This is a genomic window from Vibrio vulnificus NBRC 15645 = ATCC 27562, assembly GCF_002224265.1.
GTDB classification, from domain to species: domain Bacteria; phylum Pseudomonadota; class Gammaproteobacteria; order Enterobacterales; family Vibrionaceae; genus Vibrio; species Vibrio vulnificus.
On record NZ_CP012882.1, the window covers coordinates 366,599 to 379,739 of the forward strand.

Sequence of the window (13,141 nt, forward strand, 5' to 3'; positions counted from 1 at the left end):
CCTTCAATGTAGGGTTTATTTGCTGCTAGTCATTGTCTGTAGACAAAGGACCAAGGCAGCCATTGGGCTACCTTGGTTTTGTTGATTAACGGTGAACCGCTTCGAGTTTCCAAATGTTGTTCACGTAATCGCGGATGGAGCGGTCTGAACTGAACTTGCCAACCAAAGCGGTGTTCAGAATCGCTTTCTTCGCCCAACCGGCTTGATCGCGGTACTGCTTGTCCATCGCTTCGTGCGCTTTCACATAAGAAGCGAAGTCTGCAAGACATAGGTACGGGTCACCGCCATCTAGTAGGCTATCGAAGGTCGCTCGTAGCAGGCCAGGTTGACCCGGAGTGAACTCTTCACCAAGAAGAAGATCCATCGACGCTTTCAGTAGTGGGTCTGCGTTGTAGTAATCGAATGGGTTGTACCCTTTCGCTTTCAGCGCTTCTACGCCATCCACTTCTAGACCAAAGATGTAGATGTTGTCATCGCCCACTTCTTCACGAATCTCAACGTTCGCGCCGTCCATAGTGCCGATAGTCAACGCACCGTTCAGTGCCATCTTCATGTTACCAGTACCAGATGCTTCTTTACCTGCGGTTGAGATTTGCTCAGACACATCCGCCGCTGGGATGATGATTTCAGCCATGCTCACGCGGTAATCAGGAATGAAGACCACTTTTAGCTTGTTACCGATGCGTGGATCGTTGTTGATCTTCTCTGCAATCTTGTTCAGCGCAAAAATGATCTCTTTCGCTAGGTGGTAACCCGGTGCCGCTTTCGCTGCGAAGAACACCACGCGTGGCGCCATGTCGAAGTTCGCATCGTTCAGTAGGCGGTGGTACAGAGACAAAATGTGCAGCATGTTTAGGTGCTGACGCTTGTACTCGTGTAGACGCTTGATTTGCACATCGAAGATCGCATTGGTATCGAGATCGATGTTCATGTTCTCTTTCACCCAGTTCGCTAGGCGCTCTTTGTTCGCCTTCTTAACCGCCATGTATTCCTTCTGGAATTTCGCGTCATCAGCAAACTTGGCAACACCTTCTAGCTGCTCTAGGTGTGCAGGCCAATCCGTACCAATCTTCTCAGAGATCAGTGCAGACAAACCTGGGTTACAGAATTTCAACCAACGACGTGGCGTCACACCGTTTGTCACGTTTTGTAGACGCGTTGGGTAAAGCTCATCAAACTCTGGGAATAGGTCACGTTTTACCAATTCAGAGTGCAGTGCGGCTACCCCGTTGACTGCGTAAGAGCCAATCACACATAGGTTTGCCATGCGAACCATACGGTGGAAACCTTCTTGGATGATAGAAAGCTTCTGCTGCTTCGCAACATCACCAGGCCACTTCGCACGCACTTCTTGTAGGAAGCGGTGGTTGATTTCGTAAATGATTTCCATGTGACGAGGAAGTAGGTGCTGAATCAAAGATTCGCTCCACGTTTCTAGTGCTTCTGGCAATAGCGTGTGGTTGGTGTAGGCGAATGTCTTCGAGCTGATCGCCCACGCTTCATCCCAATTTAGGCCTTTTTCATCAATCAGAATACGCATCAACTCAGGAATCGCGATGGTTGGGTGCGTGTCGTTCAACTGAATGGTTTCAAAGTTTGGTAGCGAAGCCAATGTGTGGCCAGCGGCTTCATGACGACGAAGGATATCGCGTACTGATGCTGCACTGTGGAAGTACTGCTGCATCAAACGTAGCGTTTTGCCTTTTTCGTGGTTGTCGTTCGGGTAAAGAACTTTGGTGATGTTGCCCGCATCGATCAGTGCGTGCTGCGCTTCAAAGTAGTTACCATTATTGAAGCTCTCTAGTGAGAATGGCGCAATCGCCTGACATTCCCACAAACGCAGTGGATAAACCGTTTCGCTCTCGTAACCCACGATCGGTAGATCCCATGGCATCGCTTTAACGTGCATGCCTGGTACCCACTGACGGCGCTCTTTGCCACCTTCGTTGATGACTTCAACGTGACCGTAGAAACCAATCTCTTGAGCCAGTTCAGGACGAGCCACTTCCCATGGGTAGCCTTCTACACCACGCCATGCGTCTGGCGCTTCTTTTTGACGACCTGCTTCAAATGATTGTTTGAATAGACCGTATTCGTAGTGCAAGCCATAACCCACGGTTGGGAACTCTTGCGCCGCCAAAGAATCCATAAAACACGCCGCTAGACGGCCTAGACCACCGTTACCCAATGATGGGTCACGTTCTTCTTCAAGAAGATCCGTTAGGTTTTGGCCAAGCTCAGCCATCGCTTCAGTGATCTGCTCGTACAGACCCATGCTGATCAAGTTGTTACCGGTTAAACGGCCAATCAAGAATTCAAGCGATAGGTAGTTGACGCTTTTCGCTTCAACGATTTTTTTGTCTGTCTCTGTTGCAAGCAAATCAAAAGTCGTCAGCTCTGCTAACGCACGGCCCATTGCAAGATACCAAGCGCGGCTATCTGCGTTTTCAAGCGTGTGTGCATACGTTGCTGACAGGTGTTTTTTAACACTTTCTTGGAACGACACTTTGTCGAACTGTTTCTGTTGAGTAGGTTTCATTACCGAAATCTCACTTTTGGTTCTAATCCATCTGCGATACATCGTGCATGGATGGCAATGAATAAACATCCTCCTAGTTTTCAGCCTCTACAGGAGGAGGGGCAAGGGCGTAGAGGGGGGATTGGGGGACTGTTAGTGATCCGTCTCTCACCTTTCCCTCTAAGACACCAGATTGCAGTGATTGAGATCACAGCCATCAACTAATAACTCTAGATGGCAAATATGACGCTGAGGTTGAAGAGCGAATTTAGAAAATCCATTTTTGTAAATTCGATCACAATAAAGTTTTGGTTTATGAAAAATGTTGCAAAATATTGCGCAATGCCATTCTTACTTAACGATTCAGATGGAGAATTTATAGATCAAATTCACAAAATTGGGGCGTAGTTGGCGTCAAAACCATCAACTCTTGAGAATTAGGAAGTGGATCAAAGTCTGAGGTGATTTCTTTAACGTAACATGCCCAACAATTCGAGCATTTTGTCTAATTTTTGTTCGCTGGCTACATCCGGTTTTTCTGCCATGAAAAACCCAATATAAAAAGGAAGTATTAGAATGTGGATTCCTTCAAAACTCACACGCCCAGGCCGACTGCATAATGCGATTGTCCGCCCGAGAGTGTTAGAGCTGCTGCAACAAGCCCCTTACTATAAGTTGGTGTTGTTCCGCTCTCCCGCTGGCTACGGAAAAACCACCATGGCTGCGCAATGGTTGGCCGACAAAACCAACGTGGGTTGGTACAGCATCGATGACAGTGATAACGACGGTTTCCGCTTCATTAACTACCTGCTACAAGCACTCAATAAAGCGACCAATGGCAACTGCAACAATGCACAAAAATTAGCAGAAAAGCGCCAGTTTTCCTCCCTGCGCTCGCTGTTTAGCGATGTGTTCGCTGAGATGGTCGACTTTCATCAAGAGTGCTATGTGGTACTGGATGACTACCACGTGATCAACAACGAAGAAGTGCACGAAGCGATGCGTTTCTTCCTAAAACACATGCCAGACAACCTCACCCTTGTGGTCACCAGCCGTGCCAACCCACCTCTGGGCACAGCCAACTTGCGTGTGCGCGATCTGATGATTGAGATTGGCAATGAGATGTTGGCCTTCGACACCGAAGAGACCACACGATTTTTCAACCAGCGCGTCGCCGATGGCATCGATGAAGATACCGCCAACAATCTGCGTAACTATGTAGAAGGCTGGCCATCGGCATTGCAACTGATCGCCCTTCAAGCACAGCATCAAAAGCGCACCTTAGCGCAATCAGCCGAATCGGTTTCCCAGTTTAACCATGCCCATCTCTGGGATTATTTGGTGGAAGAGGTGTTTGACCTGCTCGATGCCGATACACGCAAATTCTTGATGCAGGTGTCGGTGCTCGATCACTTTAACGATGAGCTGGTCTACGCCCTCACCCAGCGTGAAGATGCACTAGGGATGATTGAATCTCTCAACCGCTACGGCTTATTCATCTATCCGCTTGAAGGTGAGCAAAACTGGTTCCGCTTCCACAATTTGTTTGGCGAGTTCTTGTCTCACGAGCGTCAAGCGCGTATTCCACAACAGGAGCAGGAGCTTAACCGCAATGCTGCCATTGCGTGGTTGAAACAAAAATCCCCGCATCAAGCGATTCGTCACGCCCAAAAGGCGTATGACGGAGAACTGGTGGCGGAGATCCTCAATGAGTTTGGTTGGAAAATGTTCAACCAAGGCGAGCTGTCTACTCTGGAATCTGCCATCAACCTGCTGGAAAAAGATCTTCTGTTCAGTAACCCAAAACTGACCATGCTACGCGCTTGGCTTGCACAAAGTCAGCACCGCTACAACCAAGTAGGCACCTTACTGGCCGAAGCAGAAAATGAGCACAAAAAGCGCAATATTGATCTTGATATCCAATACCAAGGCCAAGCGAATGCATTACTTGCTCAGGTAGCGATCAACAGCAACGATCCAGAAAAAGCCCTCGAGCTGGCTGAACTGGCATTAAGCCAGCTGGATAGCACGGTTTACCGCAGCCGCATCGTCGCGACTTCAGTCGTAGGGGAAGTGAACCACGTGATTGGCCGCCTTGATCGCGCTCTGCCAATGATGCAGCAAACCGAAAAGCTGGCGCGCCAATACCAAGTTTACCACCAAGCGCTGTGGGCGATTTTGCAGCAAAGCGAAATTCTTATCGCGCAGGGCTATGTGCAAGCCGCGTTCGAGCTGCAAGATTCCGCCTTCCGCCTGATTGAGGAGCAGCAGCTTCAACATGTGCCTTTGCATGAGTTCTTGCTGCGCGTGCGAGCGCAAGTGTTGTGGTGTTGGAACCGTTTGGACGAAGCTGAAGAGTGCGCTTACAAAGGGCTGCAAATTCTGGAAAATCACGCGCCAAGCAAACACTTGCACAGTTATTCCATGCTGGCTCGCATCGCCATTGGCCGTGGCGAGCTCGATCGCGCAGGCAAGTTCATCGAACACATTCAACATTTGATGAAGCAGTCCACCTACCACGTGGATTGGACCGCCAATGCTTCACTTTCACTGATCCTATACTGGCAAGCGAAAGGCAAACTCAACGCGATTCAAGAGTGGCTAGACACGGCTGTGCGTCCTGAAAATGCCTGCAACCACTTCTGCCAATTACAGTGGCGTAATATCGCTCGTGCTCACATCAACCTTGGTCAATACGACCAAGCGCGCCAAGCCTTGGATTTCTTGCAAAGTGAGGCCGAGAAAGCGAATTTAGTCACCGATCGCAACCGTAACCTGATCATTGAGGCAATTTTTGCTGTTCATCAGAAAGATGAGAATCAAGCCAAAGTGCTGCTTAAGGAAGCACTGCAGCTCACTAACCAAACCGGTATGGTCGGCAATTTCTTGATTGATGGCGCGACCATTGGCAACTTGTTGGAAAAACTCACCAACCGCCATGAGCTGGGTGACTTAGAACGCCACCGCGCACTGCAATTGATGAAAGACATCTCTTCTAATCAGCGCAGCCGATCGGTTCACTTTGACGAAGAATTTGTCGAGAAACTGGTCACCCACCCGAATGTACCTGAGTTAGTGCGCACCAGCCCACTGACACAAAGAGAGTGGCAAGTGCTGGGCTTGATCTATTCTGGCTTTAGTAACGAGCAGATCGCCCAAGAGCTCGATGTCGCGGGCACCACCATCAAAACCCACATCCGCAACTTGTATCAAAAACTCAATATCGCCAACCGTAAAGAAGCGGTCACCACCGCAGAGAACCTCTTGCAGTTGATGGGGTATTAAATACTCCCGATATCAGATAATAGTTACAACACTCAAAAGCCGATCAATCGATCGGCTTTTTTCTTTCATCAGTCAAATCCGTTACGAACGTTCAACTCTGTTTATCGCGCTATCGAATCCCCAACAAAATTGAATATAACCGATTGATATTGTTTACTATCTAGTCAAATTTATAAAAAATCACATCAAAATCACACTTAGATAAATTATTTAGGTGAATTCGACTCGGTTTGATTATTATCGAGAAATAATGAGTTTCATTCTCATTTGATCAGTAAGACAGCAAAGCGACATAGAATAGGTATCCGAAAAACTAAATCATGAACATACGAACAAAACCGCACCATAAATTTTCGCTGTACATGGGTGACAATCGTTCAGATTATTCCGAGTGTGAAATCGACAGTATACAATTTAATATTCATAATTTTGACATGTATACCTCAAACTCTACTTACATACAGAACTATGCCGCTTCCGACGATATTTTCTATCGAATAGCAAGCGCTATTCTTTTGCATTGGTCTCGGCCCGCAATTCAATATTTGATTGGTTCGGCGTCAGAGCTGGCTAAGATGCATTGGGCGATTCACTGCCAGCCGAACCAGACCATTGAGGTGGACTATTTTACCCAGCGCTTGCAAGTCACCACAGTAGAAAAGCAGCACGATTACAACAGCTACGACTCTTTGATTCATTGGTTGGATGGCGCAAGCATGGCGATTTTAGCTGATAACCCACAGGCGAAAGCGCAGATCAACGCCGTTCCCGCTCATGAAATCTCACGGAAAACAGACCTCACCGATTTTCGTCCGATTGAACAAGATTTCTTTCACTTGTTTAAGGCGTTTTTGTTTGGTGAGCAAAACAAGGAGCAACAGGCCGCACTGCTGCAAGCGGTGGTTCCCTACCTCACCAGTGAGTTAATTGCGGAAAAAGGCCACCCTTACTGGATGGATTATTATGAGTTTCTTATTTTTCCGCTCTACAGCCTGATTGCGATTAGCTGGGGATTTGAAGCAACACCGCTAGACCAAGCGGTGGAAGCGTCTATCGAGGCCAACTATCAATGGTATGCCTATTTTGCCGAACAAAATGGCGGCAAAACCGGAGAAGAGAGCTTGCACCTTAATGACCGTAGCTGCTTGTTTCACAACATTCTCACCGCGTTTTTAAAGGTGCACTACCAACAAACGGGTGAAACGCCAAGCTTCGATTCGCTCTACACGCCGATGTGGTTGATCAAAGGCGAAGGCCCAAGCTTTGAAGCGCTCAAGGCCAACCCGCCCGAGTTCACCGTTGAATCCGTGTTAGCCGAATCCTTGGGTTGCAAGGGCAACAAGCACTCATCTCTTTGACTATAAGCAAGGCTGAACCATGAATACACTCCTAAAACCACACCACAAGTTCACGTATTACATGATTGAGAATCGTACTGATTACACCATCTGGGGAATTGAAGATATTCACTTTTATCGTGCTTCTTTTGAAAAGAATTCATCAAACTCAACCTACATCCAGAATCATGCAGCGTCAGCGACAGTTTATCATGCAATAGCGCGCGCAATTCTTTTGCATTGGTCTCGGCCCGCGATTCAATATTTGATTGGTTCGGCGTCAGAGCTGGCTAAGATGCATTGGGCGATTCACTGCCAGCCGAACCAGACCATAGAAGTGGACTATTTTACCCAGCGCTTGCAAGTCACCACAGTAGAAAAGCAGCACGATTACAACAGCTACGACTCTTTGGTTCATTGGTTGGATGGCGCAAGCATGGCGATTTTGGCTGATAATCCACAGGCGAAAGCGCAGCTCAACGCCGTTCCCGCTCATGAAATCTCACGGAAAACAGACCTCACCGATTTTCGTCCGATTGAACAAGATTTCTTTCACTTGTTTAAGGCGTTTTTGTTTGGTGAGCAAAACAAGGAGCAACAAGCCGCACTGCTGCAAACAGTGGTTCCCTACCTCACCAGTGAGTTAATTGCTGAAGCTGAAAAAGGCGAACCTTACTGGATGAATTACTATGAGTTTCTTATTTTTCCGCTCTACAGCCTGATTGCGATTAGCTGGGGATTTGAAGCAACACCGCTAGACCAAGCGGTGGAAGCGTCTATCGAGGCCAACTATCAATGGTATGCCTATTTTGCCGAACAAAATGGCGGAAAAACCGGAGAAGAGAGCTTGCACCTTAATGACCGTAGCTGCTTGTTTCACAACATTCTCACCGCATTTTTAAAGGTGCACTACCAACAAACGGGTGAAACACCAAGCTTCGATTCGCTCTACGCGCCGATGTGGTTGATCAAAGGCGAAGGCCTAAGCTTTGAAGCGCTCAAGGCCAACCCGCCCGAGTTCACCGTTGAATCCGTGTTAGCCGAATAGTTGGGTTGCAAGGTAAAAATCCGATAGCCATCGCTATCGGATTTTTCTTAAGTAAATGTTTATCCAAGCATTAATAGCGTAGCTTAAGGCTAGAAAGCACCTTGGGTGGCATTGCTACTGCTGCTCAGTTTATTGTTTGCACCAGATTGCCAAACCACGTTCAACGCCGGATTAGTTTCATCCCGTTTTAGGCACTTCCACTCAATATTTTGCGCCGCTGGTACGCTAATCGTTGCACCCCACGTTGGGTACTGAGCTGGGTCAAGCTTCACTGCACCTGAGGCAGCCCAGTTACCAAGCTGCGCAACACTGCCGACCGCGTAAACGCTTTGACCAAGATTAGTGTAGCCGTTGTAGCAAGTGAAAGTGACACTTTTCAACGTTGGATCTATGCTACCACTGCCTGTGGCATGCAGTACTACTGCTTGGTTCTGTGCTAAATGGAACGTTGCCTGTCCACCACTCACGTTGATACTTTCGTCACCAATCAAACTGATGTGGCTACCGTCTTTTAGTGACAAGTTACTGACCGTGATAGAGGTTGCTGGCCCTCTGTTGAGTGCCACCGTCACCACATCATCACCTTCTTGACGCTCATACACCAATACGTCGTCATTGACCCAGCGTTGAGTATAGCTACCACGTTGGATGGCCAAGCTTTTTTTGCGCAGTGCCGTCAACGCCTGAATGATCTTAAAGGCGTCAGTATCCTGGTTGAAGCTTGGCATTTTTTCTCGGTTGTAAGGATCGCTTCCCACCTGACCAAACGCGTTTTGCGTAAAGTTGGCGGTGTAATGTTCGGTGCCATAGTAAATCGCAGGAATACCTCGAACCGTCATAGTGGCCACCAAACCTAAGTTCACTCTTTGTTTCGCGAATGCTTCAGTTTGATTACCACCCGATTCGTTATTGCCTGGGCCAAAGGTTGAAGCATCTGACCGAAGTGCTGTGGAAATTCGTGCCATATCATGATTATCCATAAACACCACTTGCCAATCGTCACTGGTGAAAACAGATTTACGCGTTTCCAGATAGTTGTTCAGCGTTTTCATGCTGTTGCCCGGTCGGTTAGCGAGCACTCGCTCCATCGTATCTCTAAAGCCAAAATCTAGCAGTGCTGAACCAGAGGAGTTCGCATAGTCAATCGCATAACCATCAATACCTGTAGTTGTATTAGCACTAGCACCAAACCACTCGCCAAAGAAGTAGAACCCTTCACGGCCAAGAGTTTTACTGTAGTTGTAGATATCAGTAGTCCACTGTTGAATAAAAGACTTATCCATGTGTTTGATCGCATCAATACGAATGGCATCGACACCCGCATCAATCCAACATTTTGAGCCATCAAGCAAATACTGATATACACTCTCATCCGATTGATTCAAGTCAGACAAGTTAAACAGGTTGTGATTACGAACCTGATACCAGTTATTCCAGTCTGTTACCCCACCGTTATGGTGATACCAGTTGGTACCAGCCGCCACATCGGCATTGTAATCCGTGATGTACTTACCATCGCGATACAAGGCGCCATATTCATTTTCATCGTTTCCGTTTGAGTGGTTTGGTGCGTAGTCAAGCACCAACTTCATGTTGTATTCCGCGCTATGCATTTTAGCGGTCAATTCTTTGAAATCGTCTAACGTCCCGAAGTGCTCATCCACACGGAAAAAATCTTTACCCCAGTATCCATGGTAGGCTGCCCCCCCATTAACATCCAGATTGTCCGCATTATCAACTGGCGGAGTAATCCATATAGCTGTCACACCGAGTGACTTAAGATACGGTAATTAATTGATTAACCCACGGAGATCACCACCAACATACTTTTTCAAGTTATTTGGATCGTACGTCGCAGGATTGCGACCAGCGTTGTTGCTCGCATCACCGTCACTAAAACGATCAAGGAAAACAAAATAAATGGTCTCCTGTCGAAAATCGAGAAACGAGCCCGGTTCCGCTTGTGTTGACGTATTAGCAAGTACAGTAGGGCTGCTAAAGAGCCCATTTGCGGCAATAGCAGCCAGTAGCGCACTGCAAAGCAAGGTGCGTTTTTTCATTGGAGATTCCCCCGTGGGTTGTGAAAATAATCCGGTGGTTATTCCCGGATGTTGGTTAAGTTCTTTTCACTGTAGAAATCAAAAATATGGCAAAACGCAGTGTTGAGATTAAAGCGCATCGGTTTACCGATATCTGCGGTCGTGATGGTTTGATCGTTCACTCTGGCGATCAACTCTTTACCACCCACTTTAAAGTAGAGATATTTCTCATTACCCATATTTTCGACCACCGTTAATATTCCCTCAACGGCGTTAATTTTGTCACCAGGTGCAGCAACCCGGATATGTTCTGGACGAATACCAAAGCAGACTGGTTTGTCGATGTATTCGCTCAGCAACTTCTGCTTTTCCACTGGAATAAACATGCGAATCTCATTGCCTATTTCAATGTAAAGTTGGCCATTCTCTTCGCGGATCACGGTATCAATTAGGTTCATGGCAGGAGAGCCAATGAAGCTCGCTACAAACTTGTTAGCTGGAAAATTGTAAAGGTTCGCAGGCGTATCCACCTGCATGATTTTGCCTTGATTCAATACGCAAATGCGATCTCCTAGCGTCAACGCTTCTGTTTGATCGTGCGTCACATAGATCATGGTTGCAGGATTGCCTTCTTCTTTGAGCGATTGATGTAGTTGAGCAATTTTTACGCGCATCGACACACGCAATTTTGCGTCAAGATTGGACAACGGTTCGTCAAAAAGGAAAACATCAGGCTTACGCACTATCGCACGCCCCACAGCTACACGTTGGCGCTGTCCACCAGACATTTCTTTCGGTTTTCGATAAAGAAGATCGGTAATCTCCAGTTTCTCTGCAGCTTCTTCAACCCGTCGTTTGATCTCATCTTTAGGGCGCTTTTGCATTTTCAAACCAAAGGCCATGTTATCGAAGACCGTTTTATGTGGGTAAAGCGCGTAATTCTGAAACACCATCGCGATACCACGATCTTTCGGCGGTAAATCGTTCACCACTTGATTACCGATACGGATTTCACCACCTGAGATACTTTCAAGGCCCGCAATCATTCTCAACGTGGTAGATTTGGCACAACCCGATGGGCCGACAAACACCATAAACTCACCTTCATGAATCTCTAAATCTATGCCATGGACAGCTTTGAAGCCGTTCTCATATTTTTTTTCTACTTTACGTAGGCTTACCGTTGCCATGAATCTCTCCACATACCTCAGGGTATTCAAACAGGTTTTTCATTTACCCAGACAGACTGAAAGCACCAATCTATCTGGGTAAATGTGACCACTCACCTTGATGAGCGGTCAAATCAACTCGCTATTGGCACTCCATCACCATCGCCCATTGCGGCTTCTTATCCGGCGACAGTTGAATCGTCCACAAATACTTAGCATCTTTGGGCAAATACACGACGGTGTTTTTAGCAAAACCACCGCGTTTAAGCTCTTTAAGTTGCCCAACGGCCATTTCCATACCAGAAACCGTGAACTGAGGTGTCCAACTCATGGTGGCAAATTGCAAGCTAACGTTACCTGCTTTTTCTTCGCTCACTACTTGGTAAATGCCATCTCCTTTGTAACCCATTTTACGGTTATCCATGTGAATCCACTGACCATCGGGGAAGGTACCCACAACAAATAACGACGGTTTAATTGGGCCACGCTCGCTTTCCAATGTTGGTAAACGGCAATCTGAAAAACGAGCATCCACATTGGTGAGTTCAGGAGCAGCTTGCTCTGGAGAAGTACTGGCACAACCGGCGAGAACCGTCGCTGTCACGGCGGCAATCAAAAAAGTACGTTTCATAACAAATCCTTGAAAAATCAATTTTTACTCGATAACTGCTGAGCCCAACCCCTTGAGATCTCAGCGATGGTTGGTCCTCACCAGCCATTAGGCTGATTTCTTGTCAAACAGCCGAGCAAACCAGCGTTTTTGCTCTGGCCGAGAAGCTTTCATGTGTTCGTATTGCTGGGTGATTTTGTTGAGTACCGCTAAGTTACGGTAATACGCTTTGGACTCTTTGGCGGGATAACCAAACAAATCGCTACCAGCAGGAAAGGAATGACTCACGCCAGATTTGGCTTTAATAACGGAGTGGCTCCCGATAATAATATGCCCCGCAGTGCCCACTTGCCCGTGAGCCACGACGTGATCTCCCATGATAGTGTGTCCCGCAAAACCACACTGAGAGACTATCAGGCAGTGTTTGCCAAGACGACAGTCGTGACCAATCTGCACTTGATTATCGATTTTGCTACCTTGGCCGATTATCGTATCGCCTAATGTGCCACGGTCTATGGTGTTGTTACAGCCGATCTCAACATCATCTTCAATGACTACTCTACCGACACTTTCTACTCTTTGATATTGCCCGTCTTTGCCCGACATATATTCAAAGCTGTAGTTGCCAATAGAGTTGTTTGAATCAATGGTGACATTGTTACCAATAACCGTTCCTTCTTTAATCACTGTATTCGCGTGAATTGCCACGTTGTTACCAATGGTGACACCATTCATGATGCGAACACCGGGCATGAAGTGACAACCTTGACCAATATGGCAATGTTTTCCTATGTAGACCCCTTCAATTGTTGAGGTATTTTCTTGATCAAAGAGCTGATATTTATGCACTTTGTAATATCGAAGCAACTGATTGAGCTTGTCGACTTCAAGCTGTTCAATGACCACATGAGCTTTGGCTGAACTCTGAAGAATGGCTTCAGGTCCAACCAATACGTCCGCTTGCGATTTAGATACCCACTTGAGATCTGACCGTGCAAAGACCACTGCAAGGCCACCCGTTTGCTGACTTTGTATCGGTCGAATGGTATCCACAATGATGGAACGATCTCCTTCAATACGGCCAGACAAACATTGTGCGATTTCTAAAACGGTTAGCATGACGCCCCCTCATGAA

The 13,141-nt window shown here is 47.1% G+C and carries 7 protein-coding genes and 1 pseudogene; 3 read left to right on the top strand and 5 right to left on the bottom strand.

From position 1 onward, the window contains the following. Window positions 1-85 precede the first annotated feature (85 nt). Window positions 86-2,539 (bottom strand): glycogen/starch/alpha-glucan phosphorylase, encoded by a 2,454-nt coding sequence (locus tag AOT11_RS17325; protein WP_026050597.1) that lies wholly within the window; start codon window positions 2,537-2,539, stop codon window positions 86-88. A 555-nt stretch (window positions 2,540-3,094) separates the two neighbouring features. Between AOT11_RS17325 and malT the strand changes: the two genes are divergently transcribed. The 3 genes from malT (at window position 3,095) to AOT11_RS17340 (ending at window position 8,188) form a co-directional block, all read left to right on the top strand. Further along, window positions 3,095-5,803, top strand: coding sequence for an HTH-type transcriptional regulator MalT (gene malT / locus AOT11_RS17330; RefSeq protein WP_017421733.1), 2,709 nt, complete (start codon window positions 3,095-3,097; stop codon window positions 5,801-5,803). Between the two features lie 320 nt (window positions 5,804-6,123). Beyond that, window positions 6,124-7,161 carry a hypothetical protein gene (locus AOT11_RS17335; RefSeq protein WP_049797996.1) on the top strand — a complete coding sequence of 346 codons (1,038 nt, stop codon included), beginning with the start codon at window positions 6,124-6,126 and terminating at the stop codon, window positions 7,159-7,161. 19 nt (window positions 7,162-7,180) lie between these two features. Beyond that, window positions 7,181-8,188, top strand: coding sequence for an immunity 49 family protein (locus AOT11_RS17340; protein ID WP_017428810.1), 1,008 nt, complete (start codon window positions 7,181-7,183; stop codon window positions 8,186-8,188). A gap of 89 nt (window positions 8,189-8,277) precedes the next feature. On the opposite strand, the pseudogene AOT11_RS17345 reads toward AOT11_RS17340, so the two are convergent. From AOT11_RS17345 to AOT11_RS17360, 4 genes and pseudogenes are all read right to left on the bottom strand, one after another. Further along, window positions 8,278-10,248: pseudogene (locus AOT11_RS17345) on the bottom strand (alpha-amylase family glycosyl hydrolase). Window positions 10,249-10,286: 38 nt separating this feature from the next. After that, complete coding sequence (locus AOT11_RS17350) at window positions 10,287-11,417, bottom strand: ABC transporter ATP-binding protein (RefSeq protein WP_017421728.1); 1,131 nt, start codon at window positions 11,415-11,417, stop codon at window positions 10,287-10,289. A 121-nt stretch (window positions 11,418-11,538) separates the two neighbouring features. Next, window positions 11,539-12,027, bottom strand: a complete 489-nt coding sequence (locus AOT11_RS17355; protein WP_017421727.1) for a glycosidase — start codon at window positions 12,025-12,027, stop codon at window positions 11,539-11,541. A gap of 87 nt (window positions 12,028-12,114) precedes the next feature. Further along, window positions 12,115-13,125: a UDP-3-O-(3-hydroxymyristoyl)glucosamine N-acyltransferase gene (locus tag AOT11_RS17360; protein WP_017421726.1), complete on the bottom strand. Its 1,011-nt coding sequence runs from the start codon at window positions 13,123-13,125 to the stop codon at window positions 12,115-12,117. Window positions 13,126-13,141 lie beyond the last annotated feature (16 nt).